The sequence below is a fragment of the Halorientalis pallida genome (assembly GCF_049605515.1).
In the GTDB taxonomy this organism is placed as follows: Archaea; Halobacteriota; Halobacteria; order Halobacteriales; family Haloarculaceae; genus Halorientalis; species Halorientalis pallida_A.
Map to the genome: position 1 here is coordinate 612,263 of NZ_CP187158.1, position 23,694 is coordinate 635,956.

25 protein-coding genes and 2 tRNA genes are annotated in these 23,694 nt (G+C 66.1%); 4 read left to right on the forward strand and 23 right to left on the reverse strand.

The features are described 5' to 3' along the window. Positions 1-46 precede the first annotated feature (46 nt). From ACOZ4N_RS04760 to ACOZ4N_RS04780, 5 genes are all read right to left on the reverse strand, one after another. On the reverse strand, positions 47-1,819 hold the full coding sequence (locus ACOZ4N_RS04760) for a glutamate--tRNA ligase (RefSeq protein WP_424018790.1): 1,773 nt from the start codon (positions 1,817-1,819) through the stop codon (positions 47-49). 51 nt (positions 1,820-1,870) lie between these two features. Next, a complete protein-coding gene (locus ACOZ4N_RS04765; protein WP_424018791.1) occupies positions 1,871-2,596 on the reverse strand; it encodes an MBL fold metallo-hydrolase in 726 nt (241 codons plus the stop codon). Between the two features lie 42 nt (positions 2,597-2,638). Further along, on the reverse strand, positions 2,639-3,166 hold the full coding sequence (locus tag ACOZ4N_RS04770; protein WP_424018792.1) for a hypothetical protein: 528 nt from the start codon (positions 3,164-3,166) through the stop codon (positions 2,639-2,641). A 101-nt stretch (positions 3,167-3,267) separates the two neighbouring features. Then, complete coding sequence (idsA3, locus tag ACOZ4N_RS04775; RefSeq protein ID WP_424018793.1) at positions 3,268-4,311, reverse strand: geranylfarnesyl diphosphate synthase; 1,044 nt, start codon at positions 4,309-4,311, stop codon at positions 3,268-3,270. Beyond that, entirely contained in the window at positions 4,308-5,657 is a 1,350-nt protein-coding gene (locus tag ACOZ4N_RS04780; protein ID WP_424018794.1) for an RNase J family beta-CASP ribonuclease, read from the reverse strand. Before ACOZ4N_RS04780 ends, idsA3 begins: the two co-directional genes overlap by 4 nt. Positions 5,658-6,343: 686 nt before the next feature. Here ACOZ4N_RS04780 and ACOZ4N_RS04785 point away from each other — a divergent pair. Beyond that, positions 6,344-7,816: a methyl-accepting chemotaxis protein gene (locus tag ACOZ4N_RS04785; protein WP_424018795.1), complete on the forward strand. Its 1,473-nt coding sequence runs from the start codon at positions 6,344-6,346 to the stop codon at positions 7,814-7,816. Positions 7,817-7,825: 9 nt separating this feature from the next. On the opposite strand, the gene ACOZ4N_RS04790 is transcribed toward ACOZ4N_RS04785, so the two are convergent. After that, entirely contained in the window at positions 7,826-8,635 is an 810-nt protein-coding gene (locus ACOZ4N_RS04790; protein ID WP_424018796.1) for an SDR family oxidoreductase, read from the reverse strand. A gap of 141 nt (positions 8,636-8,776) precedes the next feature. Between ACOZ4N_RS04790 and ACOZ4N_RS04795 the strand changes: the two genes are divergently transcribed. Then, positions 8,777-9,910: an acyl-CoA dehydrogenase family protein gene (locus ACOZ4N_RS04795; protein WP_424019932.1), complete on the forward strand. Its 1,134-nt coding sequence runs from the start codon at positions 8,777-8,779 to the stop codon at positions 9,908-9,910. A 233-nt stretch (positions 9,911-10,143) separates the two neighbouring features. Next, positions 10,144-12,363: a hypothetical protein gene (locus ACOZ4N_RS04800; protein WP_424018797.1), complete on the forward strand. Its 2,220-nt coding sequence runs from the start codon at positions 10,144-10,146 to the stop codon at positions 12,361-12,363. A gap of 149 nt (positions 12,364-12,512) precedes the next feature. On the opposite strand, the gene ACOZ4N_RS04805 is transcribed toward ACOZ4N_RS04800, so the two are convergent. The 17 genes from ACOZ4N_RS04805 to ACOZ4N_RS04885 form a co-directional block, all read right to left on the reverse strand. Further along, positions 12,513-13,817: a hypothetical protein gene (locus ACOZ4N_RS04805; protein ID WP_424018798.1), complete on the reverse strand. Its 1,305-nt coding sequence runs from the start codon at positions 13,815-13,817 to the stop codon at positions 12,513-12,515. Positions 13,818-13,948: 131 nt separating this feature from the next. After that, positions 13,949-14,701 (reverse strand): isopentenyl phosphate kinase, encoded by a 753-nt coding sequence (locus ACOZ4N_RS04810; RefSeq protein ID WP_424018799.1) that lies wholly within the window; start codon positions 14,699-14,701, stop codon positions 13,949-13,951. Beyond that, a complete protein-coding gene (gene mvk, locus ACOZ4N_RS04815) occupies positions 14,698-15,690 on the reverse strand; it encodes a mevalonate kinase (protein WP_424018800.1) in 993 nt (330 codons plus the stop codon). Before mvk ends, ACOZ4N_RS04810 begins: the two co-directional genes overlap by 4 nt. Before the next feature lie 39 nt (positions 15,691-15,729). Next, positions 15,730-16,092 carry a DUF5518 domain-containing protein gene (locus tag ACOZ4N_RS04820; RefSeq protein ID WP_424018801.1) on the reverse strand — a complete coding sequence of 121 codons (363 nt, stop codon included), beginning with the start codon at positions 16,090-16,092 and terminating at the stop codon, positions 15,730-15,732. Positions 16,093-16,280: 188 nt separating this feature from the next. Then, the gene (gene rpsB / locus ACOZ4N_RS04825) at positions 16,281-17,093 is read right to left on the reverse strand and encodes a 30S ribosomal protein S2 (protein WP_424018802.1); all 813 of its coding nucleotides are present in this window, start codon (positions 17,091-17,093) and stop codon (positions 16,281-16,283) included. Further along, entirely contained in the window at positions 17,090-18,292 is a 1,203-nt protein-coding gene (gene eno, locus ACOZ4N_RS04830) for a phosphopyruvate hydratase (RefSeq protein ID WP_424018803.1), read from the reverse strand. Before eno ends, rpsB begins: the two co-directional genes overlap by 4 nt. Next, entirely contained in the window at positions 18,289-18,465 is a 177-nt protein-coding gene (locus ACOZ4N_RS04835) for a DNA-directed RNA polymerase subunit K (protein ID WP_424018804.1), read from the reverse strand. Before ACOZ4N_RS04835 ends, eno begins: the two co-directional genes overlap by 4 nt. A 3-nt stretch (positions 18,466-18,468) precedes the next feature. Further along, complete coding sequence (locus tag ACOZ4N_RS04840) at positions 18,469-18,660, reverse strand: DNA-directed RNA polymerase subunit N (protein ID WP_092692413.1); 192 nt, start codon at positions 18,658-18,660, stop codon at positions 18,469-18,471. Positions 18,661-18,672: 12 nt separating this feature from the next. Continuing rightward, a complete protein-coding gene (locus ACOZ4N_RS04845; protein WP_424018805.1) occupies positions 18,673-19,071 on the reverse strand; it encodes a 30S ribosomal protein S9 in 399 nt (132 codons plus the stop codon). Next, a complete protein-coding gene (locus ACOZ4N_RS04850; RefSeq protein WP_424018806.1) occupies positions 19,065-19,502 on the reverse strand; it encodes a 50S ribosomal protein L13 in 438 nt (145 codons plus the stop codon). The genes ACOZ4N_RS04845 and ACOZ4N_RS04850 overlap by 7 nt, the downstream gene beginning before the upstream one ends. Further along, positions 19,499-19,849 (reverse strand): 50S ribosomal protein L18e, encoded by a 351-nt coding sequence (locus ACOZ4N_RS04855; protein ID WP_092658964.1) that lies wholly within the window; start codon positions 19,847-19,849, stop codon positions 19,499-19,501. The genes ACOZ4N_RS04850 and ACOZ4N_RS04855 overlap by 4 nt, the downstream gene beginning before the upstream one ends. Positions 19,850-20,016: 167 nt before the next feature. Then, positions 20,017-20,101: transfer RNA gene (locus ACOZ4N_RS04860), tRNA-Leu, on the reverse strand. 117 nt (positions 20,102-20,218) lie between these two features. After that, a complete protein-coding gene (locus tag ACOZ4N_RS04865) occupies positions 20,219-20,986 on the reverse strand; it encodes a DNA-directed RNA polymerase subunit D (protein ID WP_424018807.1) in 768 nt (255 codons plus the stop codon). 1 nt (position 20,987) lies between these two features. After that, on the reverse strand, positions 20,988-21,377 hold the full coding sequence (locus tag ACOZ4N_RS04870; RefSeq protein ID WP_424018808.1) for a 30S ribosomal protein S11: 390 nt from the start codon (positions 21,375-21,377) through the stop codon (positions 20,988-20,990). Position 21,378: 1 nt separating this feature from the next. Beyond that, positions 21,379-21,897, reverse strand: a complete 519-nt coding sequence (locus ACOZ4N_RS04875; protein WP_424018809.1) for a 30S ribosomal protein S4 — start codon at positions 21,895-21,897, stop codon at positions 21,379-21,381. Beyond that, positions 21,897-22,427 (reverse strand): 30S ribosomal protein S13, encoded by a 531-nt coding sequence (locus ACOZ4N_RS04880; protein ID WP_424018810.1) that lies wholly within the window; start codon positions 22,425-22,427, stop codon positions 21,897-21,899. Before ACOZ4N_RS04880 ends, ACOZ4N_RS04875 begins: the two co-directional genes overlap by 1 nt. Positions 22,428-22,447: 20 nt before the next feature. Beyond that, positions 22,448-22,532, reverse strand: a tRNA-Ser gene (locus tag ACOZ4N_RS04885). Between the two features lie 189 nt (positions 22,533-22,721). On the opposite strand from ACOZ4N_RS04885, the gene ACOZ4N_RS04890 reads away from it, so the two are divergent. After that, positions 22,722-23,540: a hypothetical protein gene (locus ACOZ4N_RS04890; protein ID WP_424018811.1), complete on the forward strand. Its 819-nt coding sequence runs from the start codon at positions 22,722-22,724 to the stop codon at positions 23,538-23,540. Positions 23,541-23,694 lie beyond the last annotated feature (154 nt).

Consider the following 23,694-nt stretch of genomic DNA (forward strand, 5'->3'; position numbering starts at 1 on the left):
CTATCCTCACCTCCGCCGGGGAACTACTTAAAGGTTGGACCGAACGCTACTGGTGCGCGTAGTAGGCCACCGTCTCGTCGCTCTCGTGTCGGTCTCGCGGTTCGCCGTCCTCGCCGCTCGACTGTTCCGTGCCCTGTCCGGGCACGCTGTCGATCCGTGCGAATCCGATCCGCTCGAACTGGACCATCGCGTCGGGGTCGTAGTCGGTGATGCCGGGTTCCGCGTGCCCGGACACGTCACCGTCCATCGTCCGGAGCCGGAGGGGCTGGCTCTCCTCGGCCGGGACCCAGTGGATCACGTCCACGTCGCCGTCCCGCACCACGTCGATGTCGTCGTCGGTGAATTCGAGGGTATCGTCCTCGCGGCGGACCGGCCCGTACCCCTTCAGCCAGACGCGTTCGCCGTCGGCCGGCGCGTCGTCGGGTTCCAGCAGGACCGCCTCGTCCACGGGAATGTCGCGCTCGCCGCGGTCCTCGTGGTTGGGGTGGACCGGCGGATGGCCCGCGTCCGGACCGCCCTCGACGACGAACCGCTCGCCGTCCCGAACGAGGAACGCACGGTCGGTGTCCTCGTCGATCATGTCGCGGTTGTTGGCGTAGATCGACGACATCGCCAGGTCGACGTTCGAGGTCGAGGTCCCGAGGCCGACCATCGCGTCGACGATGGCCTGGCCGCGGATGCCTCGCCGTCGGAGACTCGCCAGTGTCGGCGCGCGCGGGTCGTCCCAGCCGTCGAGGTCGCCGGCTTCGATCCGCTCCTTGATCGTCGACGTGCTCATCGACACGTCGTAGGCGTCGACCTGCACGTGGCCCCAGTGGATCACCTCGGGGTACTCCCAGCCGAAGTAGTCGTAGACGAATCGCTGGCGCTTGGCCGAATCCTGCAGGTCGATCCCCCGGATGATGTGGGAGATGTCGGTGAGGTGATCGTCGATCCCGCTCTGGAAGTCCAGCATCGGCCAGCACCGGTACTCGCTGGCTTCCTCGCGCGGATGGGGCGTGTCGATCATCCGGAAGGCCACCCAGTCCCGGAGCGCGGGGTTCTTGTGTTCGATGTCGGTTTTCACCCGCAGGACCTTCTCGCCCGCCGAGTACTCGCCGTCGATCATGGCCTCGAACTCCTCGCGAGTGGTCTCGGGGTCCTTGTCCCGATGCGGGCAGGCCTCGCCGGAATTCTTCATATCGGAGAACTCGCCCTGGGGGCAGGAGCAGGTGTAGGCACCCCCGAGGTCGATCAACTCCCGTGCGTGGTCGTAGTAGGTCTCCAGGCGGTCGCTGGCCCGGATCACCTCGTCTGGTTCGAAGCCGAGGTACTCGATCGCGTCGAGGATCTCGTCGTAGGCGTCCAGATCGGGCCGTTTGGTCTCGGGGTCGGTGTCGTCGAACCGGACGACGAAGGCCCCGTCGTACCGCTCCTTGTACGTGCCGATGACCGACGGCATCCGGGCGTGGCCGAGGTGCCACGGGCCGTTCGGGTTCGGGGCGGCCCGGAGTCGGATCTCGTCGTAGTCGTCGGCGTTGGGCAGATCCGGCAGGTCGTGTTCGTCGTCCTCGTCCTCGGCGTCGAGTTCGGCCACGAGGTCCGGATCGAGTTCTTCGAGGCGGTCCCGACGCTCCTCGGTCGACATACTCCCGATCTGGCCGACCACCGGTCCGATCACCTCGGGGATCTCGTCGCCGTACTCGCGGAACTCGGGGTTCTCGCCCATCAGCGGCCCCATGATCGCACCGACCTGCGGGTCGCTCTCGTGTTTCAGGGCGTTGAAGAGGGCGTTTTTCTCTGCCTCCTCTTTCACTCGCTCGCGTACCTCGTCGTCCATTTTGTGGAGACTCCGGCGCGCCCCCTCAAAACTCCGCCGTTCCGTCCCCGCTCACAGCCCGATTCGCTCGCCGTCCTCGGGAATCGTCACGCCCTCGACCGCCGCCGCCAGGTCCTCCCGGGTCGCGAGACAGTGGTTGATCGCCTCCATGTGGTCCGCGATCACCGGTACGTCGTCGGGGACCGCACTCCTGACCTCGCCGACCTCCTCGGGCGTCATCGTGATCGGCTCGCCCTCGACGAACTGGGCCCCGCCCGCGTTGACGACCACCGCGTCCGGGTCGTGGGCGTGGATGGTCTCGGGCACCGCCTCGTACCACACCGTATCGCCCGCGAGGTAGACGGTGCAGGAGCCGTCGAGGACGTAGCCCGACGACGGCCCCATCTGCTCGGCCAGATCGCCGTGTCCGTGGCGGGCCGGCGTCCGTGTCACGTCGATGCCTTCGAAGGATTCGGTTTCCTCGACCGCTCGAACGTCGGTGAACCCGTCGTCTCGGAAGTCGTCCGCTTCCTCGGGCTGACAGAGGATCGGAACGTCGGCGGGGAGCTGGTCGGCCGCCGCGTCGTCGAAGTGATCCCGGTGTCGGTGGGTGACGAGGACGGCGTCGTACGTCAGGTCCACGTCGGGCAAATCGACGAGCGGATTCTCGCGGTCGTTCGGCGAGTTCGGGATCGGCGGAATCTCGCCGGGTTCGCTCAGCATCGGGTCCACGAGGAACGTGGTGTCGTCCAGGTCGAGCAGGAGTGTGGCGTGTCGGAGAAGCTGTATCGCGGCCATACCTCTCGGGCGGGCGGGACCGGCATAACTCTCGGGGTGGTTTCAGAGGTAGTCCCGGAGGACGGCACCGAACCCCGCCGCGCCGATGCAGAAGGCCACCAGGCCGCCGATCCCGGTCAGCGTCAGGCCGCCGTTCAGCGCGCCGGCGAGCAAGAGGGGTTTCAGCCACCCGTCGTCGGCGTCGACCAGCCGGTCGGCGATGGCGAGGAAGGCGATAGCGGACCCGACACCCCACACCAGGAGCAGGGCGAAAAACAGCACGATGGCGACGGGGATGCCGATCAGCGAGAACAACAGGGCGACGAAGATGATCGCCGAGAGAACGAGGGTGAGAACGCCGTAGACGAACGAGCCAACCGGCTCGTCTCGGAGGGTGTCCAGCTTCGACTTCGTGTAGCCGGGCGCGATGGTGACCATGATCGCCCCCACGACGACCGTGAGGACGAAGGACCCGACCGCGCTAGAGGCTACACCTGCCACCGGGTCGACGTTCACGTTCACGCCCGGGCCACTGCCCACGTCTCCGAACTGGAGAACTGCCCACCCAAGCACCCATGCGATGTCGATCATACCGCTCTCGACGCCGGGAGTGAGTGAAAACCTGTCGTCGATCTGCTATCACAGCGCGTGCGTCGTGATCGCGAGTGTCCCGACGAGACCGGATCGAGGGGTCAGTACTCCCGTTCGATCAGGTAGTCGGCGATGCCGCCCAGCAGGTCCCGGCTGTGGTTGTCCGGGAGGACCTCCAGGTTGGCCTTGCCGCTGGCGATGAGGTCGTGAGCGGTCTCCCGGGCGTACTCGATGCTGCCGGCGTCGCGCAACTCGCCGACGGCGGCCTCGATCTCCGCCTCGTCGACCGCCTCCACGGTGTCGGCGTCGACCAGTCCGTCCACGTCCACACCGTGTTCGCGGGCGTGGAGCGTCACCAGCGTCTTCTTGTTCTCGATCAGGTCACTGCCGCGTTGCTTGCCGAGTTTCTCGCTCGGCGTCGTCAGGTCCAGCAGGTCGTCCTGGATCTGGAACGCACGCCCGATGTCGAGTCCGTAGCCGTAGAGCGCGTCGACCGCGTCGTCGTCGCCCAGCAACATGGCGGGGACGCTCGCGGCCGCGGCGTACAGCACCGCGGTCTTGAGCTCCACCATGTCGAGGTACTCGTCGGGTTCGACGGCGCTGCGGGACTCGAAGTCGATGTCGAAGGCCTGGCCCTCACAGATCTTCGTGCAGGTCGTCGCCAGTTCCGACAGCGCCCGGACCGACCGCTCGGCGGGCGCGCCGGTTTCGAGCATGACCTCGAAGGCCTTCGAGTAGAGCGTGTCGCCCGCGAGGATCGCGGTTTCGAGGTCGTACTCGCGGTGAACCGCCGGCACGCCACGACGCATGTCGTCGTCGTCCATGATGTCGTCGTGGATGAGGGTGAACGACTGGATGATCTCGATGCTGACCGCCGCCGACATCACGTCGACGGGGCCGTCCGGAGCGGGGAAGGCGTGGTAGTCCTCGCCGAGCGGGTCGGCGTCGGCGATGGCCTCCGCGGCCAGGAGGAGGATCGTCGGGCGCAGGCGCTTGCCGCCCGCGTCCAGCAGGTACCGGGACGCCTCGTAGAGGCGCTCGGGGCGGATGATCGGCAACTGCTCGGGGATCGCGTCGTTGACGAGGTCCCGACGCGAGATGATCGCCTCCTCGACGGCCGCCTGATCCGCGCGTGGGGTCGTCATTCGTCGACGAGCGTGATCAGATTCCCGTTCCGCGTGACGTGGAGGTCACGCCCGAGGTTGTACCCCATGTTCTCCGCGAGGTCGACGTACGGGGCGAACCCTTTCATGTCCTGGTGGGCCGGGATGATGTGCTGGGGCTGGAGCGTGTCGATCATCTCGTAGTGGCCCTCCTCGCGCAGGTGGCCCGAGACGTGGATGTCGTCGTAGATCCGCGCGCCCTGCATGCCCAGCAGTTTCTCGCTCTGGTAGCGCTGGCCCTCGTTGGTCGGCTCCGGGATGACCCGCGCCGAGAACAGGACCTTGTCGCCGTCGTCCAGTTCGTACGGCGTCTCGCCACGGCCCATCCGGGTGAGCATCGCGCGCGGCTCGCCCTGGTGGCCCGTGACGATGGGCAGGAAGTTCTCCTTGCCCTCGTTCATGATTCGCTTGAACGTCCGGTCGACGGACTTGCGGTGGCCGTACATCCCGAGGTCGTCCGGGAAGTCCACGAAGTCCAGCCGTTCGGCGGTACCGGAGTACTTCTCCATCGACCGGCCCAGCAGGACCGGTTGGCGACCGATGTCCTCGGCGAACTCGACGAGCGAACTCACACGTGCGATGTGCGAGGAGAAGGTGGTCGCTACGATGCCGCCGTCGTAGTCCTCGATGCTGTACATCACGTCCTTGAGGTGGCGACGGGCCACGGCCTCGGAGGGCGTCCGGCCCTTCCGACCGGCGTTGGTACAGTCCTCGATGTAACAGAGGACACCGCCGTCCTCGCGGGCGATCTCTCGGAACCGCTTCATGTCGATTGGGTCGCCGATGACCGGTGTGTGGTCCATCCGCTTGTCCAGCCCGTAGACGATGGAGCCTTCCGGCGTGTGGAGGACGGGGTTGATCGCGTCGATGATCGAGTGGGTCACGTTGACGAACTCGAGTTCGTTGCGCTCCCCGATCTGCATCGTCTCGCCGGCCTCCATCTTCTGGAGGTCGTTCTCGACGCCGAACTTCTCCTCGCCCTTGATTTGCTGTTTGACGAGTTCGATGGTAAAGGGCGAGGCGACGATGGGGGCGTCGTACCGGTGGGCCAGCTTCGAGATGGCTCCGATGTGGTCGAGGTGGCCGTGGGTCGGCACGATGGCCTTCACGTCACCTTCGAGGTCGGACATGACCCGGTCGTCCGGGATCGCGCCCATGTCGATCAGGTCGAGGCTGTGCATCCGTTCGGTTTCGACGTTGTCGTGGATCAGAACCTTCGAGAGGTTCAGACCCATGTCGAAGACGACGACGTCGTCGCCCGCTCGCACCGCAGTCATCTGCCGGCCGACTTCCTCGTAGCCGCCGATTGTCGCAATTTCGATTTCCATGGTTGTGTCGCCGAGACGGGCCCCGCGGAGACGGACGACTCGCGGTGACCGGCAAACACGCGATTCTGGTCCGAAGGCTAGCGACTCCCGGCAGCCGACGGATTCCGTGCGGCCACAGGCCAGAATCTGGCCCGCGCCGCGCGTCGACGGACGGGAGTCGATCCCGTTCCGGACACACCGAACCGCTCGATGTGTTGCCGGCCGCCGCGTCCGAGTCCGGGCGGCCGTGCGCTCGGTTACCCAGCCCTTCGACGCCCGCTATTAAAACTGTTGGGTTTGGACACCCCCAAACCTGAGACGGGATCCTGTATCTCAGTACCGCCACGGCCGTCCGACTGCGGGCGGTCGATGCGGAACCGACCTCCAGCAAACCGTCTGTGACGCCACCGATTCCCTCGCGTTCGACCCACTGGCAGTCGCCTGGATCCCTCGACTCACCGAGTGTTACACCGGTTCTCCGAATCGACGTTCCGTTCGGTCGAACCGGACGAGTCAAATTATTGACGGAGGTGTACGCCGGAGATCGCGACATCGGGTTCCAAGCGTCTCGTTGCGCCCATATCACCGCCGACGGATGTCCTCTAGAAGTGACGTTTCTCCCATTTTATATAAAAGCGTTACGCGACCTATTGTCTTTTGAAATACACCCCTCATATTATCCTCGGGCGGAGCCGCATCGCTGTACTATGAGTGACGCGATGAACGTCAGGTCGTCTACCGACGGCGATTCCCACGGATTCGACACACAATTGATTCTCGACACGTTCGATCTGCCAGCGTTCGCACTCGACGAAACGGGCACGGTCATCGCCTGGGACGAGCAGATCGCCGATCTCCTGGGTGCGTCCAGAGAGGAGGTTCTCGGGGTCGACAACCTCGGACAGCAGTTTTACGGAACGGACCAGCGCAATCTCACCCTGGCCGAGAAGGTAGTCGAGGAGCCACAGACCGCGCATCGATCCTTCTCCGATGTCGATCTCGCGGAGGACGAGTACACCCTGTTGAGCGGCGATCGCGTCTACGAGGACACGAGCGTCATCGACGGGACGGAGATCTGGTTCATCTGTGCGCCCGTCTACCGCGACGACGAGTTCGTCGGCGTGATCGAGATCGTTCAGGACCTCACGAATTCTGCCCGCTACCAGGATGAACTGCAGCGACTGTTCACGGAACTCATCGACACCATCGCCGAGTACGAGGAGGGGAACTTCACTGCCAGGGTCGAGTTCGACCGCGAAGACAGCCTCCTCGACGTGGAGTTCCTGCGGATCGTCGAGAACATGAACGAGATGGGTGAATCGATCCAGAATCTCGTGGAAGAAGTCCGTCAGGACGCCGAACAGCTCCAGCAGTCCGCCGACGACGTCGCTCGCAATTCTCAGGAGATCAACGACATCACCACCGACCAGGCAGACAGCATGGAGACGATCTCTTCGGAGGTCTCGAACCTCAGTGCGACCGTCGAGGAGATCGCTTCGACGACCGACAACGTCGTCGAGACGAGTGATCGGGCCGCGGACCTCGCGGCGGCCGGCGACGAGGCCGCGACCGAAGTGATCGGCGTGATGGAGCAGGTGTCGGGATCGGCCGACGCCGTCGCCGATGATGTCGATCGCCTCCAGAACCGTGTCGACGACATCGACGAGATCGTCGAGGTGATCAACGACATCGCCGAACAGACGAACATCCTCGCGCTCAACGCCTCCATCGAGGCTGCCCGGGCCGGCGAGGCCGGCGAGGGCTTCGCCGTCGTCGCCGACGAGGTCAAGTCGCTCGCCGAGGAGTCACAGGAGCACGCGGGCCAGATCGAAGAGATGGTCCAGCAGATCCAGGCCGAGACGGACGACACGGTCCAGAACCTCGAGGAGACGACCGAACAGATCGACGAGGGAATCCACCAGGTCGAAGACGCGATGGACCGGTTCGACGCCATCGTCGAAGCCATCAACGAGGCCACCGACGGCATCAGTCAGGTGTCCGACGCGACAGACGACCAGGCCGCCAGCGCCGAGGAGATCGCCAGCATGGTCGACGAAGCGGTGAACCAGGCCGAGACGATTTCGGGCTCGGTCGAGAACATCGTCGCGAACACCGAAGAACAGGCCGCGATGGTCGACGAACTCAACGCGTCGGTCGCCGAACTAACCGAGTCCCGGTGAGGCTGCCGGTCACTCCATCGGCGACTGGTGGAGCAAATGCCCGCCGTCGACCGCGTAGTAACTCCCCGTCACGTAATTCGCGGCCGGACTGGCGAGAAAGAGAACCACCGGCACACAGTCTGCCGGATCGCCAAAGCGGCCCGCGGCCAGATCTTCCAGCAGTTGCTCGGGCAGTGACCCGCCGACGGCACCAGCGATGCCCTCCGTCTCGATGATCCCCGGTGCGACCGTGTTCGCGCGGATGCCGAACTTGGCCCACTCGCTGGCCAGCGACTGCATCAGGTTGTGGACGCCCGCCTTGCCCGCGCCGGAGTGGGCGTGGTACGGCGCGCCGAACTCGGAGTTGGTCGCGCCCATCGAGATGATCGACCCGCCGCCGTTCTCGATCATGTGTTCGCCGACGGAAAACGAGCAGTAGGCCGTTCCGTCGAGGATAGTCCCGACCACCGACCGCCAGCCGTTGGCCGACAGTTCCTCCGTGGGTGTGATGAAGTTCGCGCCCGCGTTGTTGACCAGGATCGTGATCTCCCCGAGCTCGTCGATCACCGTCTCCGTCATCGCGTCCACCTCGTCCTCGTCGCGCACGTCCACGGTCGTCGCGCAGGCGTCCTGGCCTTTCGCCTCGATGGCCTCGGCCACCGGCTCCAGGTGGTCCATGTCCCGACTCGCGACCGCTACGTCCGCGCCGTGATCGGCCATCGCCAGTGCGATCTCCTCACCGATTCCCGTCCCACCACCGGTAATCAGCGCCCTCTCGCCCGCTAACAAGTCCTCGGCGAACACGTCGGTACTCGGCGGCGTCGGCTCGAACCCTGTCATCCCCTACACACCCGGCCAGCCACGGTAAATGCGTTTCTAATTTCTTGTGATACGTTTTCATAGCGCAGGAAACGATAAACGAGTGGCCGGTTCCTGTCGTTCGGAAACAGTTAACACACTACTCGCCGTCGCTGGGCTATGATCGATTTCTCCCTGACGGAGGAGCAACGGGCCGTCCGACAGACAGCGCGGGAGTTCGCCGAGAACGAGATCGAACCGGTCGCTCGCGAACACGAGGAGAGCGGCGAGTGGCCCCGTGAGGTCTGGGAGACGGCCGTCGACGCCGGGCTGATCGGTGTCTCGATCCCCGAGGAGTACGGCGGCGCGGGGATGGGTCAGATCGAGGCCTCGATCTTCGCCGAGGAGATCGCTCGCGCGGACGCCGGAATGCTCGCCGCAATCGGCACCGAATTCGGGACCCGGATGATCGCGGAGTACGGCACCGAAGAACAGAAAGAGTGGATTCTGGAGGGCATCACCTCCGGCGAGTTGATCGGCGCGCTGGGCAACACCGAACCAGACCACGGGAGCGACGCCGCGAGCATCGAGACGACCGCGGAGAAGCAAGGTGACGAGTACGTCATCGACGGCGTGAAGACGTTCATCACGCACGGCTCCATCGCGGATTACGTCCTCACGATGTGCCGGACCGGCGTCGAGGGCCACGCCGGCATCTCCGCGATCATCGTCGAGACCGACCGCGACGGGTTCGAGGTCGAGTCCGATATCCACAAGATGGGCTGGAACGCCTCCGATACCGCCCAGTTGCGCTACGACGGTGTCCGCGTCCCCGAGGAGAACCTCGTCGGCTACGAGGACGCCGGCTTCTACCAGCTCATGGAGTTCTTCGAGGAGGAGCGGGTCGGCATCGCCGCGCAGGCGCTGGGCATCGCTCAGCGGTGTCTCGACGAAGCCGTCGCGTACGTGGACGAGCGCACGCAGTTCGACCGGAAGCTCGAGGAGTTCCAGGCCGTCCAGCATACCATCGCGGACATGGCGGTCAAGGTCGAGAACGCCCGTCGGCTCACCTACGACGCCGCCGCACGCATCGACCGCGACGAGAAACCCACGAAGCTCGCCAGCATGGCCAAACTCTACGCCTCCGAGGTCGCCGAGGAGGTCGCCAGCGACGCCATGCAACTCCACGGCGGCAACGGCTACACCCGCGACTACCCGGTCGAACGCCAGTATCGCCACGCGAAACTCTACCAGATCGGGGAGGGAGCCAGCGCGATCCAGCGCAACATTATCGCCAAGGAGTTGCTCGATCTGTAATATATAAAACCTTCAGCGAGGGTAAAATTCCAGACACCGTTATATAGTTTAATAGACAATGTATAGTATCTGTCAACGCTCGTGTCCGTGAAACCGACACGAGATGCCGATAGGTGATGATTGATGATAATGACGTACTGCGGACAGCTGCAGCACTGTGAGGGGCCGTCGACGCGGTCGGTTGGGTCGGCGGGCGGGTGGACACCGGGGCGGATCGGACGGGGGTCGGACTGATGAGCGGTGAGGTACCGTCGAATGGCCGGATGACTCGCCGCCGCGCGCTCCAGACGGTCGGGGCGGGTGGGGCGCTGGCGCTCGCTGGCTGTATTCACGACGATCCGCCGTGTCGCGACCGACACGTCGATCTGAGTACGGGGACGACGAACTTCGTCCCGGACGCGTTCGGTGTGACCGACACCGACTGGCGTGTGGTGTCGTCCCCGGACAACACGACCGGGCAGGCGATCAGCGTCCAGCCGGTCAGCCAGTGGGTCACGCTCACCAGTGCGAACTGGATCGACCCCTACGGGACCGGCGGCTGGCCGACGACCGTCGACCCCGTCGGCGATTACGTCTACGAGATCGACTTCTCGGTCCCGGACACCTGGGAGGAGGGCCAGTGTCAACTCCGCATCCACAACTGGTCGGTCGACGACCAGGCGACGCTCGAACTCGACGGGCCGTCCGGGACGACCCAGCTCGACCAGGGCGCGGGGCACCAGACGCTGAAGGGCCCGGTCTTCCAGCCGGTAACCGCCGGTCAGTACACGCTCCGGGCGCGCGTCCGGAACAATCTGACCGTCTCCGGGTTGCTCGTGGACGCAGACCTGTTCTGTGACTGTGACGCACCCGTCGACGACGGCGAGTGCGACCTCTCCATCAGGAAGGAACACTCCGGCGAATCCGTGACCTACGGAGACACCACCGAGTTCCAGATCACTGTCTGCAACGACGGCGACGGCCGCTGTGAAGACACCGTCACCGTCGAGGACGACCTGCCGGGCGGGACGACCTACACCGGCGTCTCCGGGAGCGGCTGGACCGCGACGGAATCCGGCGGCGTCGTCACCGCCGAACACCAGAACGCGAACGGACTGGCACCCGGTGCCTGCCTGCCGACGCTCACCATCGAGGTCGACGTCGGGAGCCAGGGCGAGGTCGGCGACGTGCTGGCCAACTGCGCGACCGTCCTGCAGGGCGACGCCGACGCCACGTACAAGGAAGACTGCATCAAGGTCCCGGTCGGCGAGCCGGACGGGAAGTGCGACCTCGCGATCGAGAAGACCCACGCCGGTGGGACCGTCGCACCCGGCGACACCACCGAGTTCCAGATTACCGTCTGCAACGAGGGCGACCGACTCTGCCGCGGGCTGGTGACGGTCGTCGACGACCTGCCGAACGGCGTCAGCTACGTCGGCGCGACCGGCAGTGGCTGGAGCGTCTCCGAATCCGGCGGCGTCGTCACCGCCGAACACCTGAACACGAGCGGCCTGGCACCCGGCGACTGCCTGCCGACCATCACCATCGAGGTCGAGGTCGGGAGTCAGGACGAGGTCGGTGACGCCATCCGCAACTGTGCCCACCTCAAGTACGGGGACGCCGACACCACCAACGACCGGGACTGCGTCCAGGTACCGGTCGACCCGAACGGTGGCAACGGCGAGTGTGACCTCTCCATCACGAAACGCCACGACGGTGAGCCTGTGGCCGCGGGTGATACGACCGAGTTCCAGATCGTCGTCTGCAACGACGGTGAGGGGACCTGTGTCGACCCGGTGCGGGTCGTCGACGACCTGCCGAACGGCGTGAGCTACGTCGGTGCCTCCGGCACTGGCTGGAGCTTCACCGAGAACGGCGGACTGATCGAGTGTGAACACCCGAACACTGGCGGGCTCGCACCCGGTGACTGCCTGCCGACCATCACCATCGAAGTCGAGGTCGGCTCGATGGACGAGACGGGCGACGTGATCCGCAACTGCGCCCACCTCGAAGGCGAGAACGTGGACCCGGACCTCGACCAGAGCTGTGTCAGCGTCCCCGTGACCTCGATGGAGGAGGGGTGTGACGGGCTCGAAGTCGAGAAGACCACCGCGTCCCAGTTCACCTACGGTGACCAGAACAACTACGAGATTCAGGTCTGCAACACGGCGGATACGCAGTGCAACAGCAGTGTCACCGTCACCGACGACATCCCGGACGGCATGACGTTCGTCGCCGCCAGTGGAAGCGGCTGGAGCGCCTCCGTGAACAACGGCGTCGTCACTGCGACCCACGCCAACACCGGCGGACTCGCGCCCGGTGACTGCCTCCCGCTGCTCACGCTGACCGTCGACGTGGTCCCGGCCAGCGCGTTCCCCGGCGGGTCGGACGAAGTCCGGAACTGCGCGCGACTCGCAGTCGACGGTGCCGTCGTCCACTCCGACTGCGTCACCCACGTGATTACCAACCAGTGATCGCCGGCGGCGCAACGCTTCTCGCGCCACCGACCGACCGCTGCTGACCACGCTCGATTCGTTTTTTCCGGCCGACCCGAACGGGTAGCGCCGCTAGCGAGAATTACCAGGACAACGGAAGATAGCGAGGCCCGGCGCGACGCCGGGAATCAGTCGTCTTTGAGATCGCTCTCGTCGAGCGGTTCCCAGTCGCCCGGCTCGTCGGTGGTGTCCTCGACATCGCCCTCCGAGATGGCGTCGTCGACGATCGTGTGTGCGTCCTCGTCGAGGTCCTCCTCGTCTTCCTCCTCGAACGCACGGTCGATCACGTCGGCTTTCGCCATCTCCGAGGGGTCCTCGTCCTCGTGTTCGTCCTCGTCCGCCTCGTCCCCCGGCGGGGCGAACACGTCCTCGGCGTCGCTCTCGTCGGCCTCTTCCTGTTCGTCCGCCGCCGGTATCGCGTCGTCCTCGTCCAGCGTCTCGTCGACAGCGGGTTCCTCCGGGACCTCCTCGGCGGTTTCGGCCGGCTCCTCGTCCACGGTGGATTCGTCTTCGGCCGGTGACTCGCCGAGACCGCTCTCGGTCGCCTCGCTGACGGCCCGGTCGATGTCATCCGGCATCGACGGCTCCTCGTCCGCGGCGGCGGGTTCGTCCTCGGTCGTCTCCTCGGCCCCCGCTACGTCGGTGTCCGGAGCCGACGTGATCGGGTCGTCCGCCTCGACGACCGGATCACTGACCGTCTCACCGTCGTCCGAGTCCACCCCGACGGGCGTCCCGGAAGTCCTGTCCGGCTCGGACGTTTCACTCGTCGGGTCCCAGTCCTCGTCGGTGTCCGTCGTCTCGGACCCCGGTCCCGGGTCGGCCACGTCGCCCCGGGCAGCATCGGCGGTCGGTTCCGACGACGGCTGGGCCTGTCCGGGCTTTTTCGTCGGCTCATCGACCAGATCCACCGCATCGGGCTCGACCGGCTCCGAGGCCGAATCCGTCGTCGCCGACGATTCGGTTTCGGCCGCAGCGGGTTCGGTCTCCGTCGGTGAGTCGGCCGCGGTGGGTTCACTGTCCGTCGGTGAATCGGGCGCGATCGGTTCGGTCTCCGGCCGATCCTCCCGGTCGAAGATCGACTCGGAGTCGGTCGCCGACTGGGCGGCCGTTTCGGGGTCGGCCGGTTCCGGCGCGGCCACGGCCGACTCGGCGTTCTCGAATCCCGCGGTGACGCTATCGGCGATCAGCTTGTGGATCAGGCCCACGGTACCAGCGTAGAGGACCACCACGCCGGCCAACCCGAAGAACCCGCCGGCGGCCAGCATCGCTGGCTGGCCGAGCGCCAGGAGGGACCCCCGCATCGTTAGCTCGCCGCCAGTCGCCAGCAGGCCCCCGAGCGCGAACAGGACACCGCTGACCACCAGCAGTCCGAAGACGAGACCGACCATCTTGAAGCCGTATCTGGCCCCGTCTACGATTCTCACAGTTGTCATGTCGCTGTTATTGGTAACAATCCCCAATAAGAGTACGCCACGTTTCGGGGAGCACGAGGCTCCGCCGTGGAGAGGTTTCCCGCCACACCACGGTTCGACGGCCTATCACGGACGAGAGATGTCGTGACTCGTCAGGACTCGTTGCCGCTACCGCCGGCCACCAGCGTCCCCGGTCGGTCGCCCTCGAAGAACGCGTCGAGATCCGTCAGCGCGAAGATAGACGCCGGGGTCTCCAGCGCCAGCAGTGTCCGGACTTTCGCGGCCATCCCGCCGGTCACGTCTGCAGCGTCGCTCCCGCCGAGCACCGCGGCCACGTCCTCGAACGCGTCGATCCGGTCGATCACGTCGTCGTCGGCGTCGAGGACGCCCGGCACTGCCGAGCAAAGCCCCACCCGGTCGGCGTCGAGACCCGTCGCCAGCGCCACGACGAGTTCGTCGCCGCTGACGATGGTCGCCCCCGCCCCCGCGTGGGCGATCACGTCCCCGTGCAACACCGGGACGAAGCCCTCGTCCAGCATCGTCCGCACCTGTTCGGTCGGCAGATCGAGGTCCCCGTCTGCGTCCCGAGTACCGGCCGACAGCGGGTGGACTGGAACTGCCGGAACGCCGGCCGCTGCGAGCGCCTCGACCATCGCGTCGTTCAGTCGCTTCATCGCCCCGTGAATCTCGCGCACGGCCGTCGCGTCCGTCGTCCCGTCGGTCCGGGACACGCTGTGGCGGGTCGCGTGATGGTGGCCGAAGCTCCCGCCGCCGTGGACGACGACGACCCCCTCGTCTGCGTTCGCGACCGCCCGTGCCGCCCGCTCGATGGCCGCCTCGGCGAGCGTCTCCGGTTCGTCTTTCTCCGTGACGACGCTCCCGCCGAGCTTGACGACGACCGTCATCGCTCCTCCACCCGCACACCGTCGGTGTCCAGTTCCGCCCGGAACGTCTCCTCACAGCCGGGCGTGTACGACAGCGCGGTCCGCGCCTCCTCGGTCTCGTCAAGCACGACGATACAGCCACCGCCGCCCGCGCCGGTCAGTTTCGCCCCGAGCGCGTCGGACTCCCGGGCCGCCCACACCATCTCGTCCAGCGACCGCGAGGAGACGCCCAGCGCCTCCAGCAACCCGTGGTTGAAGTCCATCAACCGGCCGAGTTCCGCCAGGTCGCCGGCTTCGAGCGCCCGCTCCCCCTGCCGCACGAGGTCACCGATAGTCTCGACGGTGTCGGCCGCGAACGGATACTCCTCTCTGAGTCGGCGAACGCCCGCGACGAGTTCGCCCGTGTCCCCGGCCCCGCCGTCGTAGCCGATGACGAACGGCAGATTCGGCACGTCCCGGATGGGCTGGCAGTCGTCGCCCTCGACGCGGACCGCGCCGCCGACCGCGGAACAGAACGTGTCCGCCCGCGAGGCCTGCCCGTCCTGTACCTCGTACTCGACCTGATAGGCCCGGTCGGCGATCTCCCTGGCGGACAACTGGACACCCAGTTCGCGCGTCGCCGCGTCGATGCCCGCCACGACGACCGCCGCGGACGAGCCCAGTCCCGCGCCGAGCGGAATCTCGCTCTCGATGGTGATGTCGAAGCCCGCGTCGGGCCGGTCGGCCGCGTCACGGGCCTGGGCCGCCGCCGCGTCGACGTACCCCACGGCCGCTTCGACCAGTGCTTCGGGCACGTCCACGTCGGCCGAGGCGTCGGCCGCGCCGTCGTACTCCACGGTGAACCCGTCGAGCGTGAGGTCCGTTGAGTGGACCCGTAGCGCGCCGTCGTCGCGTTCCTCGACGGTGACGCGCGCCCGCCGCTCGATGGCACACGGCACCGCCGGTTCCCCGTACACCACCGCGTGCTCCCCAAAGAGATAGACCTTCCCCGGTGCGCTGGAAACGACCATATCCGCCCATTCCACTCTCGGGTAATGGAACTACCGGGTTCAGAGCACGTCCTCGGTGTAGAGGTACTCCCCGATGTACCCGCCCAGCGCCGACAGGCCAACGATGACCGCCGACGCGAACACGAACACCAGCAGGACGACGATCAGTCCCATCCCACCGGCCATCATCGCACCACGGCCCCCGAACATCGAGAACAGGCCGATGAAGCCACCGAGGAAGAACACCCCGAGGACCATCGGCACGAGCGCGACCAGTCCGGCCAGGATGCCGACGCGCACGCCGTCGCGTTGATTCAGGTACCCGGCGACTGCCCCGCCGAGAACCGGCGAGAAGCCGGTAAAGGAGAGTACTATCGTCACGACACCACCGATCAGGGCGTTCATCGTCGAATCGTCGGCCATACGTTCGGTCTCGACGGGGTGAACCAAAGGTCTTGAGGGACCCGTAGGTCGTCGTCCCTTTATTCCTCGTTTCATCAGCTCGGACACTGTCCGATTCTGTGCAACGAGTCATAACGCGGAACCCGCGACCAGCCGCTATCACGACGGAACTGAGCGCAATCGAAAAAGTCGAATCTATCGCGCGAAACTCAGAGTTCGCTCTCGAAGTCCTCGAGCGCGTAGGCGGGTTCGGCACCGCGCCGATCCAGCGTCTCGTTGGCCAGCAGCCAGTAGACGACCGACAGGGCCTTGCGACCCTTGTTGTTCGTCGGGACCACGAGGTCGACGTTGCTCGTCTGGTTGTTGGAGTCACACATCGCGATGACCGGGATGCCCACGGTGATGGCCTCCTTGACGGCTTGCGAGTCACCGATGGGGTCGGTCACGACCACGACGTCGGGCTCGATGTAGCCCTCGTAGTCGGGGTTGGTGAGCGTCCCGGGGATGAAGCGACCGGTGCGTGCGCGAGCGCCGATGGCGTCCGCGAACTGTTCCGCCGGGAAGCGACCGTACTGGCGCGAGGAGGCCACGAGGATCTGCTCGGGGTCGTAATCGCCCAGGAAGTCCGCGGCCGTCCGGATGCGCTGGTCGGTCATCGAGACGTCCAGCACGTACAGCCCGTCGGTCCGGACGCGGTGGATGAACCGCTCCATGTCCTTGGTCTTCTGCTGGGTCCCGATGTGGACACCGGCCGCGAGGTAGTCCTCGACCGGGATGAGGAGGTCCGCCTCGTCGTCGGGCATGACGTCCTCGTCCAGTCGCGGCTCCTCCTCGGCTTCTTCGGCGGCCTCCTCGGCCGCCTCTGTCTCGCCCGACTCGGCGTCGGGGGTCTGTTCCTCGTCGTCGGCCTCGGCGACGTCCGTGTCGGGATCGGGCTCCGGCTCCGCACCGGACTCGCCGGTCGGCTCCGGGTCGACCTCCGACTCGGCGGCGTCGAGACCCTCTTCTTCGTTTCCACTCATGCGTTGTCCTCGATTCTGATCAGTTCGTTCAGCTTCGCTGTGCGCTCGCCGCCGACCGCGCCCGTCTTGATGAACGGCGCGTCGGTCGCCACGGCGAGGTGTGCAATCGTCGTGTCCTCGGTCTCTCCGCTCCGGTGGGAGACGACCGGTGCGTATCCGTTCTCGACCGCCAGTTCGATGGCGTCGAAGGCGTCGGTCAGCGTGCCGATCTGGTTGGGCTTGATCAGGATGCTGTTGGCCGCACCCTGCTCGATCCCCTCGGCGAGTCGGTCCGTGTTGGTCACGAACAGGTCGTCGCCACAGATCAGCGTCTCCTCGCCCACCCGATCCGTCAGGTCGGCGAAGGCCGCGTAGTCGTCCTCGTCGAGCGGGTCCTCGACGTAGACGAGGTCGTACTCGTCGACGAGGTCCGCGATGTAGTCGATCTGTTCGGCCGTGTCACGGGTCCGCTCGCCGTAGCTGTAGACGCCGTCCTCGGCGTCGTACAGTTCGGCACCGGCCACGTCCAGCCCCATCCGGACCTCGAACCCGAACTCGTCTTCGACGCGTTCGGTGGCTTCGGCGACGATCTCGAACGCCTCGGCGTCGTCCACCGAGGGCGCCCACGCGCCTTCGTCACCCTTGCCGGCCGCGATACCGCGCTCGGTCAGGATGTCGTGGACCTCCTGGTGGACCGCCGCGTTGGCGAACACCGCGTCCGCGACGCTCGGCGCGCCGACGGGTGCGGCCAGGAACTCCTGGATGTGGGTCGCGTCCGCGGCGTGTTCACCGCCGCCGACGACGTTGCCCAGCGGGACCGGGAAGTTCCGCCCCCGGAACGCGCCGCCGAGATGCTGGTAGAGGGGAATCCCCTGCGTGTCGGCACCGGCCTTGGCCGCGGCCATGCTGATCGCGACCGCGCTGTTGGCCCCGATCTTCGAGAAGTCGTCCGTGCCGTCCGCGCCGTGGAGCGCCTGGTCGACGCCGCGCTGGTCGCCGGCGAACACCTCGCCGACGAGTCGCGGCACCGCCAGTTCGCGAGCCTTCGCGATGGCCTCGCTGGGTTCGAGTTCGATAGCCTCGTACTCGCCCGTGGACGCACCGCTCGGGGCGGCCGCACGACCGAATCCGCCCGAATCCGTGGTCACCTCAGCCTCGACCGTCCCGTTACCGCGGGAGTCGAGGATCCGTCGGAGGGACACGTCGGCGATCAACGTCACTGTTCACCTCGCTTGACGGTGAACGGCAGGACCTCAGCGTCGTACTCCTCGGCCGCGATGAGGATCGGCTGGGTCTGCTCGGTGTCGATGAGCACCGGTGCGCCGTATGCCACCTGCAGCGCTCGCGCGCCGATGATGCGTGCCTTCTCGTATCTGTTGTCCTGTCCTGCCATGTGTCACTGATACGGTGCCACGATGTCGACGAGGTCCTTGTGCGAGACGAGCATCCGGCGACAGCAGTGTCGCTCCACGCCCAGCTCGTCGAGGACCATCTCGGGGTCCTCGCCGTCCTGGGTGCGGGCCTTGAACTCCTCCCAGTGTTCGCCGACGACGTTACCACAGGTGAAACACCGGACCGGTACCATCATACTTGAATCACCTCAGCGGTAGGACTTCTGGTAGCGCGCCCGAGCGCCCGGGCCGCCCCACTTCTTGGGTTCGGTCTGGCGCACGTCGTTGACCAGCAGCGACCGGTCGAACTCCATGTAGGCGTCCCGCAGTTCCGCGTCGTTGTGGAACTGGACCAGCCCGCGCGCGATGGCGGTGCGCACCGCGTCCGCCTGCCCGGAGGTCCCGCCGCCCTCGACCTGCACGTCGATGTCGACTTCCTCGCGCAGGTCGTCGTCGGCGATCCGGAACGGTTCCAGCATCTTCAGCCGCGACAGCTCCGGCTCGACGAGTTCGACGGGCTGGGAGTTCACCCGAACCCGACCCTCGCCGTCGGTGACCGTCGCGCGTGCGATGGCCGTCTTCTTCTTGCCTGACGTGTTAGTTACCATGTGACGTTCGCTCCGAGTTCTTCGCTGACCTCGCCCAGCTGGACGAAGTTGATGTTCGAGAGCCGATCCAGCGACGTCCCCTCGACGACTTCCGCGTCCTCGTCGTGGGGGTTGCCGATGTAGACACGGACGTTCTCGAAGGCCTCACGGCCGCGATCCTTCTTGTACGGCAGCATGCCGCGGATCGCGCGCTTGAAGATGCGGTCGGGCTGTTTCGGGTAGTACGGCCCCCGGTCCGAGCCCAGATCGCGGCGCTTCCGGTACGTCTCCATCGTGTCCTCGGCGTTGCCCGTGATGACCGCCTGCTCGGCGTTGATCACGGCCACGCGCTCACCGTCGAGCGCGCGCTGGGCCACCTCGCTGGCGACCCGGCCCATGATGCAGTCACGTGCCTCGACGACGACGTCCGCGTCGAATTCTGCGATACTCATCGAATCACCCGTACGTTGCCGCCGTCGGGGTTGCGTTCGAGTGCCTGTTCTAGCGTGATGCTCTCGCCTACCTGGTCGATCTTGGTCTCGGCCGTGCCGGAAAAGTCAACGGCGGCGACCGTGACGTCCTTCTGCAGGACGCCGCTGCCCAGGACCTTCCCGGGCACGATCACTGTCTCGTCTTCCTGGGCGTACCGCTCGATGCGGCCCAGGTTGACTTCGGCGTGCGTGCTTCGCGGCTTCTCCAGCCGGTCAGCCACGTCGCCCCAGACCTCGCCGCCCGAGTTCCGGGCGGTCGACTTCAGGTCGGCGATGAGACTACTGAGTCTCGGGTTCGTCTTACTCATATCCTACCTCCGAAGAAGTGTGTCTGCTCGCTTTTACGACTCGTCGGTCCTGACGAGCCGAACAATGCAGGGAGCAGGATTTGAACCACCGGCAGACCGTCGGCCTCCCGTGGCTCAAACCCGCTCTGCTCGCTTTCACGGCTCGCCGGTCCAGGCGAGCCGAAGAATGCAGGGAGCAGGATTTGAACCTGCGGACCCCTACGGGACAGCGCCCTGAACGCTGCGCCGTTGGCCTGACTTGGCTATCCCTGCTCGCACGTGTCAGTTCCGACTGCCCCTTCAAACCGCTTTCGATTGCCCACCGGTCGGCCCGGCCGCTCTTCAGGGGGCGGGAGGCGTCATGTCGGTGTGCTGGGGCAGTGTCGATCATTATAGCTGTACCGCGTCTTTGAGTTCGCTCGCCCGGCCGTGGATCGTGTCCACCGCCTGGGTCACCAGGTCGTCGACCGACATCGAACCGTCGGTCTCGACGTGGAACACGAAGGCGTTGGGAACGTCGTGGACTTCGACCTCCTTGCCCGGATACCGCTGGGTCAGGTCGTGGTCGAATTCCTCGGTCGGAATCAACTCGCCGTCCTCCTCGATGACCCCACGCAGGATGTGGGGATCGTCGTCGCCGTACTCGTCGGCGTCGCCGACGACCTCGACGGTCTGGAGGTGACGGTACCCGACCGCCACGCCGCCCTGATGTTTGGCGTGTTCCCGACCAACGTCGTAGACGGCGTCGGCCTCGACCTCCAGGCGCTGGGGGGTCTCGGACCCCTCCGGGTCCTTGAGGTCGATGATCGGGACGTTCTTGTCGGCCGGCTCGACGCGGTCGTCGGTGCTGACCAGGTCGCCCGAGTAGGCGGTGCCCGGTCCCTCGACGTCCAGCGCGAGCGTGACCGTCTCCCCGATCTCGTAGTCCTCGGGCGTGGTCAGCGGGACCAGCCCGAGCCGGAGCGCGATCTGCTCGTCGAACATCACCGACGAGTTCTCGATGACCCGCACCTCGTCGATGGAGAGTGTGGGCACGTCGGCGATCATCGCCCGCCGGATCCCGTTCGCGAACGCAGGGCTCACGTCGCGCACGAGGAATCGTGCTTCGCGGTCGCGGTCGCCCCGGTCGATGAACTCCACGTCGTAATCCGGTGCCATGTTAGAATCCGCTGTTCTTTGGGCCGCGAGTGCCGTCGTGCGGGATGGGTGTCACGTCCTCGATACGACCGATCTCCAGGCCGGCTCGCGCCAGCGCCCGGATCGTCGCCTGCGCGCCCGGGCCGGGATTCTTCTGCTGGTTCCCGCCGGGACCGCGCACGCGAACGTGGACGCCTTCGACGCCCTGCGCGAGCACTTCCTCGGCGACCGTCTCGGCCATCTGCATGGCGGCGTAGGGCGAGGCCTCGTCGCGGTTCTGCTTGACGACCGTCCCGCCGGAAGACTTCGCGAGCGTCTCCGCGCCGGTCTGGTCGGTGATCGTGATGATCGTATTGTTGAACGATGCGTGCACGTGGGCGATGCCCCAGATGTCGTCTTTCCCTTCTGGCATGTTACTGTTCCTCCGCGCGTTCGGGGTGGAGTTCGTCCGTCAGCGGACTCGTGCTGTCGAACTCGACGGCGTCGCCTTCCGCGACGGCGACCTTCCGCGAGGGTTCGGTGACGCGGCTCCCTTCGACCGTCACGTGTCCGTGAACGATGAACTGGCGAGCCTGCTTGGCCGTGTTGGCCAGCCCCTTGCGGTAGACGACGGTCTGGAGACGACGCTCCAGCACGTCGGTCACGTCCAGCGACAGAATCGCGTCCAGGCTGTCCTCCTCGTCGAGGATGCCGAGCTTCTTCAGCCGGGCCAGGAACTCCTGGCTCTCGGCGGCTTCGGCGTCGCCCTGTGTGGCACCGAGCAGCTCCCGGGCCTCGCGCCGGTAGGACCGCAGTTCCGACTGGGCGCGCCAGAGTTCCTCCTTGTTCTTGAGCCCGTAGCGAGCGACGAGGTCGTGCTCGTCGGCGATACGTTCACCCTGGAAGGGGTGGTTCGGCGTCTCGTAGAGTTTGGTCTTGGTTCCGAGTGGCATTATTCCTCACCGCCCTCTTCGGCGGCCTCCTCGGCCTGCTCTTCCTTGATCGCCTCGACGTTGACGCCGATGGTCCCCTCGGTACGACCGGTGGACTTCGTGCGCTGGCCACGAACCTTCTGCCCGCGCTTGTGGCGGACGCCCCGGTAGGAGTCGATCATCTTCATCCGGTTGATGTCCTGCCGGCGGGTCATGTTGAGGTCGTTGCCGATCTCGTGGGTCGTCTCCCCCGAGAAGTAGTCCGACTGGTGGTTGGTCATCCACTCGGGCACCTCGTCGGCGAACCCTTCGACGAGGGAGACGATCTCCTCGATCTCCTCGTCTTCGAGTTTGCCGAAGGTGTCCCGACGGTCGATGTCCGTCTTGTCGGTGATGATCCGGGCGGCCCGGTGTCCGATACCGTTCATGTCTGTCAGTGCTCGCTCGACGGACTTCGTCCCGTCGAGGTCTGTCTGTCCGATACGGACGAAGTAGCGGATGTCCTCCTCTTCCTCCGCGTCTTCGTCCTCGGGTGGGTCTTCTGCACTCATGTGTAACCGTTGTCGGTGAGCGTCGTGGCGGGGATTCGAACCCCGGAGGCTTGACGCCACAGAGTTAGCAACCCTGCGCCTTGGGCCAGACTTGGCTACCACGACCCGCTTGGCTGTTGTATCTCCGCCCGCGAGACACCACGTCTCGACCGGACTCGGGGCCCGACGCCCCTACACGATCTGTACTCTCTCGTATTGCCAGGGTCTATTTAAACGCAACGGAACCGTCCCGCGGCCCCCGCCCTCGCTGGCGCATCCCCGTCCGGGTGGTCGTGGATCACCGCCACTTTAGTGATGGATCGCCGAAACGTCGAGCGATGGAATGGGATGGTTCCGCTGGGGGTGACCGTTGCCGTGGCGACGGCGACTGACGTGGGGACCGAGGCGTCGGAACCCTCGGTCGCCGGAATAGTGGCGCTCGTCACGCAGTCGTTCCGACACCTCCGGCGACACCCGCTCACGCTCGCCCCGCTCGCAGTGACCGCCGTGATCTACGCGGTCGTCACGCGAATGTCCCTCCCGGAACTGGCGTGGTACGCAGTGCGATACCTGCTGTTCGGGTTCGTCATGACCGTGGGGCTCGTGAGTATCGGGCACGTCACTGACCGGAGCGCGCAGTCGAGGCAAGCGATACTCAGCGCCGTGGTGATCGGCACACCGCTGTCCGTCGTTCTGGCAGTCGCACTGGATACGGTCTGGGTGTTCTCACTGATCTTCGGGTTGATCGCGGGCGATGTCGGTCTCATCTGGCCGGTCGCCGTGGTTGGATTCGTCGTCGCGGTCTACCTCGCCATCTCGCTGTCGCTGGTCGTGCCTGCGACGCTCGTGGACCAAGTCGGTCCCCGCGAGGGTCTTCGTCGCGGCTGGGCCGCCGTCGACTCCGTTCGCTGGACGGTGCTGTGGCTGTCGGTCGTGCTGTCCGTGGCTTCGGCCCTCGCACAGGAGGTGGCGACGCTGGGGGTAATCGTGGCCGTGCCGTCGGCCGGTCCGGTTGCCTTCGGCGTCGCGAGGGGGACGGTCACCGCCGGGTCACTGCTCGTGACGACGCTGTGTCTCGGGTATCTGTACATCGACCGGCTTCGGGTTGCTGGCGACCGGATCGACGGCGACTAGCGGATGTGACCCGCGGATCGGGCGTCGACCCCGTCCGTGTGGAGCACCCGAACCTGTCTTTTGAGGGAGAGGTATTTTGTGTACGCGACTGGAATGACCGGACGATGAAGGGGGCTCGACTGGGGCGACCGACAGCGCCGGCGACCGTACTCGC